General features: G+C 42.1%; 12 protein-coding genes and 4 tRNA genes. 7 read left to right on the top strand and 9 right to left on the bottom strand.

The features are described 5' to 3' along the window. Nucleotides 1–161 precede the first annotated feature (161 nt). From tuf to DC487_RS00715, 5 genes are all read right to left on the bottom strand, one after another. Nucleotides 162–1,349: an elongation factor Tu gene (tuf, locus tag DC487_RS00735; protein WP_116774028.1), complete on the bottom strand. Its 1,188-nt coding sequence runs from the start codon at nt 1,347–1,349 to the stop codon at nt 162–164. Nucleotides 1,350–1,424: 75 nt separating this feature from the next. Further along, nucleotides 1,425–1,496, bottom strand: a tRNA-Thr gene (locus tag DC487_RS00730). A gap of 94 nt (nt 1,497–1,590) precedes the next feature. Beyond that, a tRNA-Gly gene (locus DC487_RS00725) sits at nt 1,591–1,666 on the bottom strand. A gap of 49 nt (nt 1,667–1,715) precedes the next feature. Next, a tRNA-Tyr gene (locus DC487_RS00720) sits at nt 1,716–1,799 on the bottom strand. Nucleotides 1,800–1,825: 26 nt separating this feature from the next. After that, nucleotides 1,826–1,898: transfer RNA gene (locus DC487_RS00715), tRNA-Thr, on the bottom strand. 343 nt (nt 1,899–2,241) lie between these two features. On the opposite strand from DC487_RS00715, the gene DC487_RS00710 reads away from it, so the two are divergent. Further along, nucleotides 2,242–3,342 (top strand): BamA/TamA family outer membrane protein, encoded by a 1,101-nt coding sequence (locus tag DC487_RS00710; protein WP_165798991.1) that lies wholly within the window; start codon nt 2,242–2,244, stop codon nt 3,340–3,342. 78 nt (nt 3,343–3,420) lie between these two features. Here DC487_RS00710 and DC487_RS00705 read toward each other — a convergent pair whose 3' ends face one another. Further along, nucleotides 3,421–3,828: a hypothetical protein gene (locus tag DC487_RS00705; RefSeq protein WP_133228294.1), complete on the bottom strand. Its 408-nt coding sequence runs from the start codon at nt 3,826–3,828 to the stop codon at nt 3,421–3,423. 311 nt (nt 3,829–4,139) lie between these two features. Here DC487_RS00705 and DC487_RS00700 point away from each other — a divergent pair, with 311 nt between their 5' ends. From DC487_RS00700 to DC487_RS00690, 3 genes are read left to right on the top strand one after another with little or no spacing between them, the layout of a single operon-like run. Continuing rightward, nucleotides 4,140–5,534 carry an LLM class flavin-dependent oxidoreductase gene (locus DC487_RS00700; RefSeq protein ID WP_116774024.1) on the top strand — a complete coding sequence of 465 codons (1,395 nt, stop codon included), beginning with the start codon at nt 4,140–4,142 and terminating at the stop codon, nt 5,532–5,534. Nucleotides 5,535–5,561: 27 nt separating this feature from the next. After that, nucleotides 5,562–6,812 (top strand): SfnB family sulfur acquisition oxidoreductase, encoded by a 1,251-nt coding sequence (locus DC487_RS00695; RefSeq protein ID WP_116774023.1) that lies wholly within the window; start codon nt 5,562–5,564, stop codon nt 6,810–6,812. 25 nt (nt 6,813–6,837) lie between these two features. After that, nucleotides 6,838–8,082 carry an acyl-CoA dehydrogenase family protein gene (locus DC487_RS00690; protein ID WP_116774022.1) on the top strand — a complete coding sequence of 415 codons (1,245 nt, stop codon included), beginning with the start codon at nt 6,838–6,840 and terminating at the stop codon, nt 8,080–8,082. A gap of 65 nt (nt 8,083–8,147) precedes the next feature. Here DC487_RS00690 and DC487_RS00685 read toward each other — a convergent pair whose 3' ends face one another. The 3 genes from DC487_RS00685 to DC487_RS00675 all read right to left on the bottom strand — a co-directional run bounded on the left by DC487_RS00685 (nt 8,148) and on the right by DC487_RS00675 (nt 12,258). Beyond that, entirely contained in the window at nt 8,148–9,467 is a 1,320-nt protein-coding gene (locus DC487_RS00685) for a sensor histidine kinase (RefSeq protein WP_116774021.1), read from the bottom strand. Nucleotides 9,468–9,485: 18 nt separating this feature from the next. Beyond that, nucleotides 9,486–10,844: a sigma-54-dependent transcriptional regulator gene (locus tag DC487_RS00680; protein ID WP_116774020.1), complete on the bottom strand. Its 1,359-nt coding sequence runs from the start codon at nt 10,842–10,844 to the stop codon at nt 9,486–9,488. A gap of 100 nt (nt 10,845–10,944) precedes the next feature. Then, nucleotides 10,945–12,258: a TolC family protein gene (locus DC487_RS00675; RefSeq protein WP_165798990.1), complete on the bottom strand. Its 1,314-nt coding sequence runs from the start codon at nt 12,256–12,258 to the stop codon at nt 10,945–10,947. A gap of 308 nt (nt 12,259–12,566) precedes the next feature. Here DC487_RS00675 and DC487_RS00670 point away from each other — a divergent pair, with 308 nt between their 5' ends. The 3 genes from DC487_RS00670 to DC487_RS00660 all read left to right on the top strand — a co-directional run bounded on the left by DC487_RS00670 (nt 12,567) and on the right by DC487_RS00660 (nt 17,199). After that, complete coding sequence (locus tag DC487_RS00670; protein ID WP_116774018.1) at nt 12,567–13,820, top strand: efflux RND transporter periplasmic adaptor subunit; 1,254 nt, start codon at nt 12,567–12,569, stop codon at nt 13,818–13,820. A gap of 204 nt (nt 13,821–14,024) precedes the next feature. Beyond that, nucleotides 14,025–16,394, top strand: a complete 2,370-nt coding sequence (locus DC487_RS00665) for an ABC transporter permease (RefSeq protein ID WP_116774017.1) — start codon at nt 14,025–14,027, stop codon at nt 16,392–16,394. A gap of 127 nt (nt 16,395–16,521) precedes the next feature. Then, nucleotides 16,522–17,199, top strand: coding sequence for an ABC transporter ATP-binding protein (locus DC487_RS00660; protein WP_116774016.1), 678 nt, complete (start codon nt 16,522–16,524; stop codon nt 17,197–17,199). Nucleotides 17,200–17,202: the final 3 nt, after the last annotated feature.

The raw sequence follows: 17,202 nt of genomic DNA, 5'->3' as shown, positions 1-17,202 counted from the left end.
AATCTTATTTACTTTTTTTGTCTTTTAGAACCCAACATTACCACCAAAACAAGGTAGCTATATGAAGGTGAAAGACTTGCGTCCCATTGGCATTGAAAAAATAAGCTAACCAGCAGAACTGGTTAGCTTATTTCATATGCTCTAAGATAATCTAATATAGATTACTTAAGGATTTCAGTTACCTGACCAGCACCTACAGTTCTACCACCTTCACGGATAGCGAAACGTAGACCTTTTTCCATTGCGATAGGGTTGATCAATTTTACAGTGATCGTAACGTTATCACCAGGCATAACCATTTCAGTTCCTTCTTCTAGAGAGATCTCACCAGTTACGTCTGTTGTACGGAAATAGAATTGAGGACGGTATTTGTTGAAGAAAGGCGTGTGACGGCCACCTTCAGCTTTAGACAATACGTAAACCTCTGCTTTGAAATCAGAGTGAGGAGTTACTGAACCTGGTTTCACGATAACCATACCACGACGGATATCAGTTTTCTCAATACCACGTAACAATAAACCTACGTTATCACCTGCTTCACCGTAATCCAAGATTTTACGGAACATCTCAACACCAGTTACTGTAGATTTCAAATCTTCAGCACCCATACCTAAGATCTCAACTGGATCTCCGGAGTTGATTACACCTCTTTCGATACGACCAGTAGCAACTGTACCACGACCAGTGATCGAGAATACGTCCTCTACAGGCATCAAGAAAGGAAGATCTGTCAAACGTGGAGGAATTGGAATGTGGTTATCTACCGCGTCCATCAACTCCATGATTGAATCAACCCATTGCTCTTCACCGTTCAAAGCACCTAATGCAGAACCTTTGATAACTGGAAGATCATCACCTGGGAATTCGTAGAAAGATAATAGTTCACGAACTTCCATTTCAACTAGATCTAACAATTCAGCATCGTCTACTAAGTCAACTTTGTTCAAGAAAACTACTAACGCAGGAACACCTACCTGACGAGCCAAAAGGATGTGCTCGCGAGTTTGTGGCATAGGACCATCAGTCGCAGCAACTACGATGATAGCTCCGTCCATTTGTGCAGCTCCAGTAACCATGTTTTTCACATAGTCAGCGTGACCTGGACAGTCAACGTGCGCATAGTGACGGTTTTGTGTTTGGTATTCTACGTGTGCTGTATTGATTGTGATACCACGCTCTTTCTCTTCAGGAGCAGAGTCAATTGAATCAAATGAACGAGCTTCCGAAAAACCTTTGTCAGCCAAAACTTTAGTAATAGCTGCAGTAGTTGTTGTTTTACCGTGGTCAACGTGACCGATTGTACCAATGTTTAAGTGTGGTTTACTCCGGTCAAATTTCTCTTTTGCCATGTTTATGCGAATTAGTAATTATAAATTATTCCTTAATTAAATTGTATTTACAAAAGTAACAAACTTATTTAAATGAGCCAAAGATGGGATTTGAACCCACGACCTCTTCCTTACCAAGGAAGTGCTCTACCCCTGAGCTACTTCGGCTTTCAATCCTAAAAGCTTATTTACAGATATATGCCCCTACCCCTTTTAGATTAAAACACTAAACAAAGACAGAGACATTACATTGTTCTATAAATGGAGCGGAAGACGAGGTTCGAACTCGCGACCTATAGCTTGGAAGGCTATCGCTCTACCAACTGAGCTACTTCCGCTTGAAAGCCTGTATAAGGTAATTTACATCACTTTATACAGACCCAATTATGGTGGAGGGAGAAGGATTCGAACCTTCGAAGCCGAAGCAACGGATTTACAGTCCGTCCCATTTGACCGCTCTGGAACCCCTCCAGACCTGCAACGTATTGTCGCATTTGAGCCTCCTATCGGAATCGAACCAATGACCTACTGATTACAAGTCAGTTGCTCTACCAGCTGAGCTAAGGAGGCTTATTTAGACAACTATCTTTCCGATAGCGTGTGCAAAAATCTTACTTTAAATTGACTTCTGCAAATTTTATTTCACTTTTCTTTTAAAGAACTTTTGAAGCGACAATTACTTGTGTTTTTCAATGGTGCAAAGATAGCGACTCCAACCATATATCAAAAAATATTTTGTCTTTTCTCCCACACAAATATGCATTTGCCTGATTCGCAACCACATAATTTTAACACCAAAATCAGCCTTAATCGAATACTTGATTCTTTCCCTATATTTGGGCACATTTAAAGAAGTATGAAATGTAATCTTCAGCAAGTTTTTTTGCTCACTATATTTAGTATAACCCCCTTTTTGAGTCAAGCTCAAGTAGAAGATGTAGGTCTTATTAAGCGCACCTTCAATAAATTCTTCTCTCCACAGTTGACCGACACGACCCGCGCATCTAGTTTTTTCGTATTACCTGCTTTAGGTTATGCACAAGAAACGGGGCTTGAATTCGGCCTCGCTAGTTCGTATAATTTTTATATGGATCGATCGGATCGCAACAGCCGTACCTCTACAATAACGCTGATGGGAACCGCTACGACAGAAAAGCAGAAGAATATCAAACTGAATACCGATATCTGGACACGCAATAACGATTATCATATCTTATCCGAAATTCGATACCGAGATTGGCCATTTAATTTTTACGGTATTGGAAATACGACCCAACATGCCAATGAAGAATTCTTGGGACACCGCCTTTTCCGAGCAAGAATTGATGTGGAACGAAAAATCCTTCCATCAATCTACGCGGGCTTGAACGTCAACTTTGAAAACTTTCAGTTTGAAAGTACTGATCCCACTGGGATCTTTCAAAGAGAGCAATTCAGTGGGAAAGCTGGCGGTAAGCATCTAATCCTTGGCACATCGGCATTGTATGATTCCCGAGATTATACGACATATACAACACGTGGCTGGTACGGACGTGTTAAGTATGGTTATGCACCAAATTTTTTTAGCGGTGAAAATTTCAATGGCCATCAATTAGAAACCGATTTCCGGCATTACCAACCGATCAACAACAAACTGACCATTGCAGCTCAATTGGATTATCGTGGAACGTATGGATCGGATGTCCCATTTTATGTGCTTAATGAGTTGGGCGGTGATAACATGATGCGTGGGTATTATTTAGGTCGATACCGCGACAAAAATTTTGTAGCAGCACAAGTCGAAGCACGCTACCGGTTTCATCCTCGCTTAGGTATTACCGCATTTGCTGGTTCAGGAAGTACATTTTCTAATCAGCAAAACATCCGGATGATTCCTAGCTATGGCGCTGGACTTCGGTACTTCTTCAACCTAGAGCACCGCACCACCATTCGCTTTGATTATGCCATTGGCGAAAAACGACCGGGTGAACAACGTCAAAAAGGATTTTACTTAAGTTTGTCGGAAGCGTTTTAATGATACCTGCTGTTTACTTGCAGTACTCAAAACATATCGTTTTCTATAACACAACTTACTGAAAAAAATACGACATTTTTATCTTATCCAAAACGGATAGCGCAAAGTAAAATCTTCCTTAACCTGCCCCGGACGTGCAATCAATAATCCAAAATGAAATAGATCAATACTTACTGTAACTTGATCCTCTCGTTGTGCACATTGCCACGCATATCTAGCCCGCTTACTAGTATAAATACCATCTACTACGACTAAAGCTTGATCGTTCAGGTGTTGGCAAATGATATTTTTCGATAATTCTTCCGCCTTCACAATCAACACATCACCCCGATCTTTCTGCAAATCGTACACTTTTTCTTTATTCCAATACTGGAGCACGCGTGACAAAACCGCACGATAGTGTGTGGGGATCGTTTCCCAACCTTCTAATTCATTGCCCGCAAAAATCGCTGATTTATACAGTGCCTGATCGGCTAGTGCATACACAAAGGGGGAATGCGTGCCGTGTCGGCTGTTTGATCTAAAAAAATGGCTTATATGTTGAAAAAAAGTAAACATTGAAGCAAAGATACAAGATAATGAACAACGCTTAGAAGAAATACCTGCGTACTTGTAGCTATTGAGCCACTAACAAAGTATAAAGAATGCAACCTATGGAATTATAAGGGGGAATCCCCCCTAAAGAGCATAACCTATTTCGATATATAATTTTCTAAAAAAGAAAAAAAACAAACTATTTAAATAAAATCTACTATATTAGTAGACTATATAATTCTATTCACTTAGCCATTATCTATATGAGCAAGAAAATTAGCTTTAATGCATTTGAAATGAATTGCATTACCCATCAATCTCCAGGCTTATGGCGGCATCCAAAGGATCGCTCTACAGAATACAAAGATCTGGAGTACTGGACAGATCTCGCTAAAATCTTAGAAAAAGGTTTTTTTGACGGGATATTCATTGCTGATGTATTAGGTATTTATGACGTTTATCAGCAGAATAGCAAACATGCGTTGAGCGGCGCGGTACAGGTACCTATAAACGATCCTTTACAAATTATTCCTGCGATGGCCACCGTCACACAACATCTCGGTTTTGGTGTCACGACCTCCATATCATTTGAACATCCCTACCCATTCGCTCGCCGTATGAGCACGTTGGATCACTTAACTAAAGGCCGTATAGGTTGGAATATCGTCACGTCTTATCTAGAAAGTGGTTTTAAGAATATCGGTCTGAAAAAGCAATTAAATCATGATGAACGTTATGAGCTCGCAGATGAATACCTAGAAGTCCTGTACAAACTATGGGAAGGTTCATGGGAAGATGAGGCTATTCTGAGGGACAAAGAAAAAGGAATTTTTGCAGACCACTTAAAAGTCCATCCAATCTCGCATGAAGGAGCGTACTTCAGTGTACCCGGGATTCACTTATCTGAACCGTCACCACAGCGTACACCCGTTTTATATCAAGCTGGAGCTTCGGCTAGAGGACAAAAATTTGCAAGCGAAAATGCAGAATGCATCTTTATCGCAGAACCCTCAAAAAGTTCAACAAAAACAGTCGTATCCAGTATTCGGCAAAAATTAATAGAAGTCGGAAGAGATCCATATTCTGTCAAAATCTACAATCTATTATCTATTGTTACCGACGAAACAGATGCTAAAGCACAAAAGAAATTCAAGGAATATCAATCATATGGAAGTTATGATGGCGCATTGACACTAGCATCTGGTTGGTCTGGCATCGATTTCTCTCAATATCAAGCCAAAGATCAAGTAGCGCACATTCAAACTAACGCGATACAATCCATACTAGATTCTTATCGAAATGCTGATCCAAACCGAGTCTGGACGATTGAAGAAGTGGCCAAGTGGACGAGCGTAGGTGGAAATGGACCTGTATTGGTCGGTTCGCCACAAACGGTCGCAGATAAATTGCAAAGCTGGATCGAAGACACCGATATTGACGGCTTCAACTTGGCCTACATCTTGGCTCATCAAACGTTTGAAGATATCGTCGAATATATCGTTCCTGAGTTGCAAAAACGCGGTGTATACCAGACGCAGTATCAATTGGGGACATTACGCGAAAAGCTTTTTGGCCAAGGCGCACGCCTCTCCGACAAGCACCGCGGAGCACAATTTCGAACCATAGCAAAGGATCAAATCCCAGCAATCACGTCCTAAGTATTCGCTAACCAAAAGAAATCTCATATGAGCCACATAAATAAAAATGACTCCGTGTCGAACAGCGATATCTCCAAAGATTTTTTTGAAATCAATACGGTCGCCCATATCATTCGGACAGATGATGAAGCCATTGCAATCGCCCAGAAATTAGCAGTCCAATTTGCCAAAGAAGCCTCTCGAAGAGATATTGAACGCAGATTGCCCTTAGAAGAAATCAAATTGTATTCTCAAAGTGGCCTTTGGGGAATCAATATTCCAAAAGAATATGGCGGTGCGGAGGTCAAGTACCGAACGCTGGGAGAAGTGGTAAAAATAATATCCAGCGTAGATCCCTCCTTAGGACAAATCGCTCAAAACCATTGGGTATTTCTAGAGCATATTCGTTTGGATGCATCGGAAGAGCAAAAGAAGTTTTTCTTCGGCAACGTATTACGGGGAGAGCGACTAGGAAATGCTTTTTCAGAAAAAGGCAGTAAAACAGTGGCAGATTTGCAGACTAAAATCACTAAATCCAAAGATGGATATGAGGTGAATGGACAAAAGTTCTTCGCCACCGGAGCCCTGTTAGCGCACTGGATTCCCGTAGTTGCTCTAGATAAGCAAGGTAATCCTTATGGTGCTATTGTCCCGCGCCATTCGAAAGGAGTTAGCGTGGTAAATGATTGGTCAAGTTTTGGACAAAAAACAACTTTTAGCGGAACAGTACTACTAAAACAAGTTAAAGTAGATCCCAAAAATCTAATCCCTATTTATAAAGCCTTTGAAAGGCCGACCGCTGCAGGTGCCATTTCTCAATTTATCCAAGCCGCGGTAGACGCTGGCATTGCCCGTGGAGCTATCGACGAGACGATTAAATACGTGCGCCAATACGCACGACCTTGGATAGACTCTGGCTTAGAAAAAGCAACCGACGATCCGTATACGATTTCAAACATTGGCGAATTGAAAATTAAATTACGCGCTGCAGAAGCCGTATTAGATTTAGCTGGAGACCAGATAGACGCGGCTATCAGAAACACCACTGAAGCAAACGTATCAGAAGCTACGCTATTGGTTGCTGAAGCCAAGGTATTGACAACAGAAATCGCTTTGCTCTCTTCCAATAAGTTATTTGAGCTATCGGGAACAAGATCAACACTATCCGAATTAAATTTGGATAGACATTGGCGCAACGCACGCACACACACCTTACATGATCCCGTACGATGGAAGTTTCACATCGTAGGCAACTACTATTTGAACAACGTACTGCCACCTAGACATCCTTGGAGCTAATAAAAAACATTAAAATTCAACAAAAATGAGTCAAATTAATCTTAACAATCCCATAGAAGAAGAATTATCCAATGATGCTGATTATGCAAAAGTAGCTGATAGATTTCGTCCAATTTTCGACAAAATAGCGATAGGTACGTTAGATCGAGAGAAAGGACGTAGATTGCCGTATGAAGAGATCGGATGGCTGAAAGTAGCTGGATTTGGCGCACTACGAATTCCTGCCAAATTTGGCGGAGATGGTTTTTCCTTACCGCAGCTATTTCGACTACTCATAGAGCTCGCAAAGGCAGACTCTAATATTGTCCAAGCACTGCGTGGTCATTTTGCTTTTGTAGAAGATCGTCTGAATGCGCAAAGATTTACTTCTCAAGATGTTTGGTTTGATCGATTCGTAAAAGGAGATTTGTTTGGAAACGGATGGACAGAAATTGGCTCTGCTAAAGTAGGCGAACTGGACACGCGGGTAACCAAACGCGGAGATAGCTTATTGGTAAACGGACAAAAGTATTATTCTACAGGCAGTATTTTCGCAGATTGGGTAGACCTCTTGGCCCATGATGAGACAACGCAACAAGATGTGATCGTAGCACTTCCTAGGCATGCCGAAGGCGTTGAAATTCTGGATGATTGGGATGGTTTTGGTCAGAAGACGACAGGAAGCGGAACGCTAAAAATAAAGAACGTTGAAATTCCAGCAGATCATATCATACCATTTGAGCATAGATTTAAATATCAAACGGCATTCTATCAAACGTTTCACCTCGCTACATTGACGGGTATTGCACAATCCGCTGTCAGCACTTTCACAGAAGAGGTTCAAAAGCGAAATCGCACCTTTAGTCATGGAAATGCCGATTTAGTACGCCACGACCCGCAAATATTACAAGTGATCGGAAAGGCTTCCGCACAATCATATGCCGCCCAATCCATTACCATTCAAGTGGCAAACACTTTACAACAAGCTTACCTAGCGCCTCTTAGCGATTCAGAAATCGTGGACATAGAAGCGAATAATGAAGCCGAGTTGGCTTCTTCACAGGGACAAGTCGTGATCGCAGATCTTGTTTTGGAATTAACGAGCACGTTGTTTAATGCACTTAGTGCATCCGCCAGCACGACGAACAAACAATTGGATCGATTCTGGCGAAATGCGCGTGTGGTATCTTCTCATAATCCATTGGTCTATAAAGAAAAAGTGATTGGAGACTGGGAAGTGAACCGCACACCATTACCATTTTCATGGCAGATTGGGGCAAGCAAAAACTGATGGGCTTTACTTTTGGAAAAGGAATTGATTTTTATCGTTTAAAGATGCGGCAATAATATGAACTGCTAAAACTGCAAAGTAAACGTACTCCCCTTTTGTGGGGTGCTGTGGACAAAAATATTCCCATTATGTACAAGCATGATTTGCTTACTCAAGGTCAATCCTATTCCGCTACCCGTTTTTTTCGTGGTAAAGAAAGGCGTAAAGATCTGTTCTTGAATATCTGCTTCCATGCCTTCGCCGTTATCTGAGATCTTGAGCTGCACGCGACCATTTTCTTCTAGTGCCGACATGCTGATATACGGATTTTCAGCATCTTTTACTGCCTCCATGGCATTCAACATCAAGTTGATGATCACTTGCTCGATCAGGTGCAAATCAGCTTGGATGGTGGCACGCGTATTTTTCAGAATAATATCCACATCCACCCCTTTTTGGATAAAGGAAGGTTCTAATAAATTGTAGATATTTTCAAATAACTGTACAACGGGTATTTCTGTAAACTGCGGTTTATCTACTTTATTAATGAGTCGATAGCTTTTCGCGAATTTCAATAATCCTTCGCTACGCTTTTTGATGGTGTGTACGCCTACTTTCACATCTTCCAGCTCGTCGCTGTAGGCTGTTTGTTCGAGTCGGCCGTGCAATGTTTCGGCGATGGATGATATGGGTGCGATGGAGTTCATGATTTCGTGCGTTAGCACACGTAATAATTTATGCCAAGCGCGATTCTCCGTCTCATCCATCGCATCATTCACATTTTGATACATCACAATGCGGTACAAGCCATTTTCAGTCTCAAATTCCGACACCTGAATGAGCAATTTGATCCGCCCCTTGCTTGAATGTGCCGTTTCTATGTGTTGTTGACCAATCTTGAGTTGCATGGTTTTGTCATACAATTCTTCGCGACGTTTCTTCAGCCCCTTGATATTGCCCAAGTGTGGCGTTTCAAACATTTCTTTGAAAGCATCATTCACCCACTCCACCTTACCGCTATCGGCGTGGTAAAAGATCAGCGCTGAATCCAACATATTGATCACCTTCGTCAGGTACTGATGCTGAATCTCCCGTTTGGCACTCACATCTTTGAATGCGTCATTGATGCGATTGAAGGAAGCGTAAAGCTGGTTTTCTATATTACGCGTTTTCTTCACGGCATAACGGCGTGTGAAATCTCGGTATTTCACCGCTTCGGAAAATTCATCAATTTGTTTGTGCAACCAAAGATGCCGGTTGAACCATTGGAAAACCAATATTAACGCCAGTATAGCTGCCGCAATGGCATAAGCTAATGATTGCGCGAAGAATAAATAGCCAGCTGCAGCACATAATGCCATAAGAAGCAGTGCGCGAACAAATTCCTTGAGTTGCAGGTTTCCCATATCGAATTGTCTCTAGCGTTAGATACCGTATTTCTCCATACGCCGATACAAGGCTGCGCGTGTTAAACCTAATTCGCGCGCGGCTTTGCTGATGTTGCCGCTGTAGCGATCCATCGCTTGCTGAATGGCTTTGCGTTCTAATTCTTCGAGATTACGCGGTTGATCGGCCATTGGATTTTCTACTGGCGGTGTAGATTCGATCGGAGAAAACAAGAGATCCGCAGCGCGCAACCCACTATGCTCCGACATGATTACGGCACGCTCAATACTATATTGCAACTCTCGCACATTGCCCGGGAAATGATACTGTCGTAATTTCTGTATGGCATCCGACTCAAATCCTTCGATTGTCTTATGGTATTTGGTAATGTAATGCGCCAGAAAATATTCGCCTAGCAGAATCACATCATCTCCCCTTTCGCGCAACGGAGGTACTTGGATCTCTACCGTATTGATACGATAAATCAAATCCTTGCGAAAGCGGGCCTCATCCGCAAGCGAACGAATGGGCACATTCGTAGCAGATAACAAGCGAATATCCACCGGAACAGGTTGCGATGAGCCCAAAGGCAATACTTGCCGATTTTGTAAGACACTAAGCAATTTGGCTTGCTGATGCAAACTAATATTTCCGATCTCATCTAAGAAAAGCGTCCCACCATTAGCATGTTCGAATCGGCCTTTACGATCTTCACGTGCATCCGTAAAAGCACCTTTTTTGTAGCCAAAAAGCTCACTTTCGAATAAGGTTTCCGTGAGCGAGCCCACATCCACTTTTATGTACGGCATGGCTTGTCGCAGCGAATGCTTGTGCAGCACTTGCGCAATCACATCTTTCCCTGTACCATTCTCACCCATGATTAGGATATTGGCATCCGTCGGCGCGACTTTACTGATCTTGTATTGCAAGTCCTCCATGACAGCAGAATTGCCAATAAGCAAATTATCTTCCGTACCTTTTTTATCAGCCGATTTAGTTTTACGTAAAGCAGGTTTTACTTCAGATAAGGCACTTTGAAGCGTTTCCAGCAGTTGTTCATTATGCCAAGGTTTTACGATGAAATCAGAAGCGCCAAGCTTCAGCGCCTTCACCGCCAAATCCACTGCACCGTAAGCCGTAATCATGACCACACGAACTTGCGGATATTTTTCTTTGATGGCCGAAAGCCAATACAAGCCTTCATTACCCGTATGAATCGTGCTTTTGAAGTTCATATCCAATAGCACCAAATCTACTTGTTCTCTGGCCAGAATATGTAAGAGTTGCTCCGGATTGGATTCTATAAATACCTGATGTACTTTGGGGCGTAAGAGAATGCGTACCGCCGTCAGCAGATCCTGATCATCATCAACAACCAGTATGGAAGCCTTTTTCATATTGTCTATTTGGTAGCTTCCTACAAGATCTTGAGAAGCTATACGATGTATTGGTAATTAGCGCTGTTGCAATATCGTGTGCAACACAGGATAAAGATAGCTATAAATCTAACGAGCCAGAATAGAAATCATTGATATATTTTTGCAAAAGCCATTCATAGCGCTTAATCACCAATTGATTTTGGGCATTTTCCAATTTATTCTTAGCCGTTAGATAAATAACCGAGTTGGTAGCGCCCAAATCAAATTGCAGTTGTGCTACTCGAAAAGCCTCGGCATAGCTCTGCTCCTGCTGCTGTAAATTATCTACATTTTTGCGCGCAATATCCAAGTTGAACACGGCCTTTGCGGTATTCTCTCTCAAGGTATTTAAGGCAATTTGTTCCTCATATTTCACCCTTTCTAAATCTACCTTTGCTAGATCTACACGGTTACGCACGGTAAACTGATTGAAAATCGGGATATTCAATCCCACCGAGACAAATCGACCTAAGAAATCTCTTGCCTGCGTGGTATATGGACTAGAATTCAGACTGGAATACCTAGTAGTGAGCCCTGCATCGAACCGTAAAGAAGGGAAGAAACCAGATCGCTCACTTTTAATCGCGCTTTCTGCTTCCTTTTTACGCCATTCCCACGCCTGAAACTGGGGTAAATTCATTCTAGCCAATTCATACAACCGTTCGTTGTCTACTACCTGCATTTGTGCTGGAATATCGATACGTCTTAAGGAAGCGATGTATTGTACAGGTACACTCAACAAAGTAGCCAATTCTGTACGCGTATTGTTTAATATTTGTCGATTTTGCTCGATCGTATTGAGATTGGCACTATACTCGCCTTTAATGTCATAGTAATCGCCCGGAGCCATGGCGCCTTCGCGATGCATCACTTCCGCATTGCGCAAGCGTTCTTTCGTGACTTCAAACTGCTGTACAGTCTGTGTCACTAGATCTTCTGCGGTCAACACCTGAATATAAGCGGTAATGACATCCAGCTTCAACACATTGATCTGACCATCAAACTCCAGCTTTCCGGCCTCGCGCGCTGAAGAGCGTCCGCGGATATCATGCAGAATACGAAAACCATTGAGCAAAGAGAGGCCAGAATTTAAGTTCACATTCCCAGAATTCACCGTTTCCTCTACGAAGAGGTTGGTCGTTGGATCCACATTTCGACCCGTACTGATACCATGACTAATTCCACCATTCAAGGTGGGAATCAGAATTTGTTTTGCCTGTTTGTATTGTATATCATTGGTTCTCAGATCCAAGGCAGACTGTCGTAAGGTTGGATTATTCGCCACCGCCAATTCCAAACAATCGGATAAGCTACGAACGCTATCTACTTGAGCAAATGCCTGCGTGATGTACGTAATAAGCGTGACGATAAGAAGTATAAGTTTGTACCACATTATTGTAATAGTTTGCATCGATCAATTCACAGCAAGTGCCAAAGTCACAAAACACTGATTATCAACATCAACACATCCACCACTAATCACCTAGTGTTCATTTTCGAACAATGTTTGTTCGCTACTGAACAACAGCCGGATTGTCCATCTTCGCACAATAAGTGTACGATATCGAACATGAACAGTATCACAATTCGACATAATTAACATAAAATCAATAGATTACGTTTTTGGCACATCATTATATATAGAATGGATGGCGATCAATACGTCACAATCTTATTATACATTAAATATTTGCTGTACCAATGGACAGAGCAATTGAGAAAAAAAAGTGGGGAACTAAACGAATACTAACGATTGTAGGCGTATTAGCTTTGGTCGGATTAATAGGCGCGAGCTACTATTACACCAGTGGCAATAGTCGACTCAATGTAGATAGCGAGCGTATTAGCATTTTCGAGGTCAAAGAAGGAACATTTCAGGAGTTTATCCCAATCAATGGAACCGTTCTTCCGATCAGCAGTATTTATTTAGATGCTTCTGTAGGCGGACGCGTGGAGGAGAAATATGTAGAAGATGGCGCACATCTGAAAAAAGGCGATCCGATTATGCGCCTATCTAATACAGACTTAGAACTGAACTTGGTCAATCAAGAAACGCAGGTACTCAACCTATTGACACAAGCGCAAATTGCGCAGACGAATGCACAGCAGGTGACCATATCCAATCGAAATCAAATGGCGGATGTGGAATTGGCGGTCAAAGAAGCCGAACGCCTATATACGCTCAACAAAAAACTGTACGAGGAGAAAGCCATTGGTTCGCAAGAATACCAGAAATCGGTCAACGATTATAACTATCAAAAGCAACGTATTGAGCTGACGCGCCAAATCTTGAAACAAGATGAGGTATCGAATAATCAGAAAGCCGGCCAAGATCGTAAAACCTACGAACGTACGCAAAGTGCATTGGAGCTGATGCGCCAGAAAGTAGGTGATTTGATCGTAAGATCGCCCGTGGATGGACAATTGACCTCATTTGATGCAGAAATTGGTCAGAACAAAAACTCCGGTGAACGACTAGGTCAATTGGATGTACTTTCGGGCTTTAAAGTACGCGCTGATATTGATGAGCATTATATCAACCGCATTTTCCCAGGTTTAGCGGGTCAATTCACGATCAGTGGCAAACCGTACAAATTGGAAATCAAGAAAGTCTACACGCAAGTAAAAGACGGTCGTTTTCAAGTCGATATGGAATTTGTGGGTGAAGTGCCTTCTGGCATTCGTCGTGGCCAAACACTACAGACGCGTTTAGCGCTAAGCGATGAAACCAAAGGTATTTTATTAGCCAAAGGCGGTTTCTACCAACAAACCGGTGGCAACTGGATCTTCAAGCTAGATAAAGATGGAAGTACAGCGTATCGGATGGATATCCAATTGGGTCGCCAAAACCCAGAGTATTACGAAGTGATTGGCGGCTTGAAACCAGGCGACAAAGTCGTGGTATCCAGCTACGAAACGTATGATAAAGTACAGGAACTAAATATCAAGAAGTAAGAAGTCAAAAGTGAGAAATGAGAAGTGAGAAATGAGAACTGAGAAGTCAAAAGTGAGAAGTAAGAAGTGAGAAGTGAGAAGTGAGAAGTGAGAATATCTCAATACGCACATCTAACTACTCCTATCTAAATACTAACATCTAACTACTCACATCTAAATACTAACATCTAAATACTCACATCTAAATACTAAATACTAAAAAAAATGATTCGCAGTTATATCAAATCAGCCTTTCGCAATCTTTGGAAAACCAAAGGATACAGCTTTCTGAATATTTTCGGACTAGCGGTAGGTATTACCGCAGCAGCATTAATATTCCTGTGGGTTGAGGATCAAGTGACAAAGAACGATCACTTCGCCAACAAGAAAGACATCTACGTCGTTAAATCCAAGCAAAAGTATGATGGTGCTACTTATGTTTTCGAATCTACGCCAGGTCCTTTTGCCACAGCGATTGCCGAAGATATTGCAGGCATCAAACACGCAGCTAGATTGGACTGGGGAAATAACTACCTCTTATCCTTAGGAGACAAAGCCATCAACCAGCGCGGTAATTATGCGGATCCCGCTTTGTTGGATATTCTATCTGTCGAGTTTTTACAAGGAGATCGTCGCTCCGCCTTCTCAGAACTGAACAACATAGTGCTGAACGAATCGACTGCACAACGTCTTTTTGGAGACGAATCGGCGATAGGCAAGACTATTCGTGTGAACAATGATGAAAGCTACATGGTAAGCGGTGTGGTGAAGGAGTTTCCTATCAACAGCAGTTTTAAATTTGATTGGATCATCGACTTTAAGAAATACGAATTGGCTAATCCGTGGCTAGAAAACTGGGGCTCAAATGGTCTGATGACGGTAGTGCAGTTAGATCAAACGGCCAATTTGTCGACCGTAAATGCTACTTTGTTAGATTTTGCCAAAGCAAAAACGAATGGCGAAACCACTTTCTATCAAAACTTCCTCTATCCGATGAACCGCTGGAATTTGTACAATGTATTTGATAGTGATGGTTTTGAGCAAGAAGGTGTGCTAAAACATATCCGCTTATTTAGCATTATCGCTTGGGTCGTTTTATTGATTGCTTGCATCAATTTTATGAACTTAGCCACGGCCCGTTCCGAAAAACGCGCCAAAGAAGTAGGCATGCGCAAGGTCGTAGGTGCAAAGCGTTATACACTGATTCTGCAATTTTTGAGTGAGGCATTGATTAGTGCTGCGTTTGCAGTTATGCTGGCTGTTGGACTTATTTATCTATCTATTGGTTCTTTCAATAGTTTGCTCAACACGAACTTGACCGTAGATCTATTAGAGCCCGCACATCTGTATTTCCTCGGTGGAATTCTATTAACCTGCGGTTTGCTGGCAGGTAGCTATCCTGCTTTTTATCTTTCCTCTTTCAATCCTTTGAAAACCTTAAAAGGCGCTAAACAGAAAGCTGGAACAGCCGGGTTTATCCGTCGTGGTTTGGTGGTGTTACAATATACTGCTTCGGTTTTGTTAGTAATTTGTACCGTCATCATCTATCAGCAAATCCAACACACTAAAAATCGAGATTTAGGGTTTGAACGCAGTCAAGTGATCAACACTTCTCTTCAGGGAAATATGGCCAAGCACCTTGACGTCATTAAAGACCAGCTCAAAGCAACAGGCCATATCGAGGATGTTGGGGTAAGTGATAATAACCTCATGGACATTGGCTCCAACGCCAGTGGATTTGATTGGGAAGGTAAAGATCCGAAAAGTCATATTCTCATTAGTATTTTGAAAGCCGACGATGATTTTATCCCTAGCTTGAGTATGACGTTGCACGATGGCAGAAATTTCAAACCGCATTTCACAGGCGATAGCACTTCCGTGATTGTGAATGCAACATTAGCCAAAATGATGCAAGCGGATGGCATGGTGGCTGGACAGACCTTGCATTGGAACAACGAATTGCACACCATCATCGGTGTAGTCAATGATTTCATGTTCAACAGCGTTTTTTCTGTTAATCCCGAACCACTCGTTATTTTTCCGACTAATTATGAATATGGAACGCTCTATATCAAAACAAAGGCAGGAGTTGATCTGCCCGAAACGCTATCGCAAATCGAGCGCATTATCAAAGCCAACAATCCAGAATATCCGTTTGAATACCGCTTTTTGGATGAAACTTTTAATAGTAAATTCAGCTCTGTGATGCTTGTACAAAACTTGGCTTCCATATTTGCGGTGCTTTCCATTTTCATTTCCTGCCTTGGCTTATTTGGATTGGCATCCTATTCCGCAGAGCAACGCGCTAAGGAAATCAGCATCCGCAAAATTTTAGGCGCTTCTATTGGTCGCCTCGTAGGTATGTTAAATAAAGAATTTATCCTGCTGGTCAGTATTTCTTGCTTGATCGCTTTTCCTCTTGGATGGTGGTTTATGCACGATTGGTTAGACAGCTATAAATACCGCATCGACATCAGTTGGACCGTATTTCTGTTGGCAGCTTGCCTAGCCATTCTGATCGCAGTACTCACGGTGAGTTCGCATGCTTGGCGTGCAGCAACGGCCAATCCAACAAAAACTTTAAAAGAACAATAGAAAGGAAAAAGTAATAAGTGGGAAATAAAAAGTAAGAAGTGAGAAGTGAGAATATCTCAATACGCACATCTAACTACTCATATCTAAATACTAGGTACTCATATCTAAATACTAAAATCGAATAAAAATGATCAAAATAACTAACCTCCAAAAATTTTACCGTACCGAAGAGGTAGAAACGGTAGCCTTGAATGACCTGAATATTCACGTGCAAGAAGGCGAATTTGTCGCCGTCATGGGACCTTCAGGTTGTGGAAAATCAACCTTGTTGAATATCATCGGACTATTGGATGATCTGGACGAAGGCAGTTATGTATTTAATAATGTAGAGGTAGCCAAGTTCAATGAGCGCAAACGTTCGGACTTGCGCAAGCACAATATTGGTTTCGTATTTCAAAGCTTTAACCTGATCGATGAATTGACGGTTTTTGAAAACGTGGAGTTACCCTTGATCTATACCAATGTACCAGCGGCCGAACGCAAGAAGCGTGTCGAAGAAGTATTAGAAAAAGTGCAAATTATGCACCGCCGTAATCACTTCCCGCAACAGCTTTCTGGTGGTCAGCAACAGCGTGTGGCGGTAGCACGTGCCGTAGTCAACAATCCGAAACTGATCTTGGCCGATGAGCCGACAGGTAACTTGGATTCGTCGAATGGTAATGAAGTCATGAACTTACTAACCGAATTGAATGAAGCTGGCACCACCATCGTGATGGTAACGCACAGTGAGCACGATGCGAAATTCTCCGACCGCGTAATCCGCATGCTGGACGGACAAGTCATTATGGAAACCACCACCGTTTAATCT

Source organism: Sphingobacterium corticibacter, from assembly GCF_003076635.1.
GTDB classification, from domain to species: Bacteria; Bacteroidota; Bacteroidia; order Sphingobacteriales; family Sphingobacteriaceae; genus Sphingobacterium; species Sphingobacterium corticibacter.
This window is presented reverse-complemented; position numbering and strand designations above follow the sequence as displayed.

Coding starts and splice junctions, on each gene's coding strand:
- tuf (WP_116774028.1), bottom strand. CDS start 1,349: ATGGCAAAAGAGAAATTTGACCGGAGTAAACCACACTTAAACATTGGT.
- DC487_RS00700 (WP_116774024.1), top strand. CDS start 4,140: ATGAGCAAGAAAATTAGCTTTAATGCATTTGAAATGAATTGCATTACC.
- DC487_RS00695 (WP_116774023.1), top strand. CDS start 5,562: ATGAGCCACATAAATAAAAATGACTCCGTGTCGAACAGCGATATCTCC.
- DC487_RS00690 (WP_116774022.1), top strand. CDS start 6,838: ATGAGTCAAATTAATCTTAACAATCCCATAGAAGAAGAATTATCCAAT.
- DC487_RS00685 (WP_116774021.1), bottom strand. CDS start 9,467: ATGGGAAACCTGCAACTCAAGGAATTTGTTCGCGCACTGCTTCTTATG.
- DC487_RS00680 (WP_116774020.1), bottom strand. CDS start 10,844: ATGAAAAAGGCTTCCATACTGGTTGTTGATGATGATCAGGATCTGCTG.
- DC487_RS00675 (WP_165798990.1), bottom strand. CDS start 12,258: ATGTGGTACAAACTTATACTTCTTATCGTCACGCTTATTACGTACATC.
- DC487_RS00670 (WP_116774018.1), top strand. CDS start 12,567: ATGGACAGAGCAATTGAGAAAAAAAAGTGGGGAACTAAACGAATACTA.
- DC487_RS00665 (WP_116774017.1), top strand. CDS start 14,025: ATGATTCGCAGTTATATCAAATCAGCCTTTCGCAATCTTTGGAAAACC.
- DC487_RS00660 (WP_116774016.1), top strand. CDS start 16,522: ATGATCAAAATAACTAACCTCCAAAAATTTTACCGTACCGAAGAGGTA.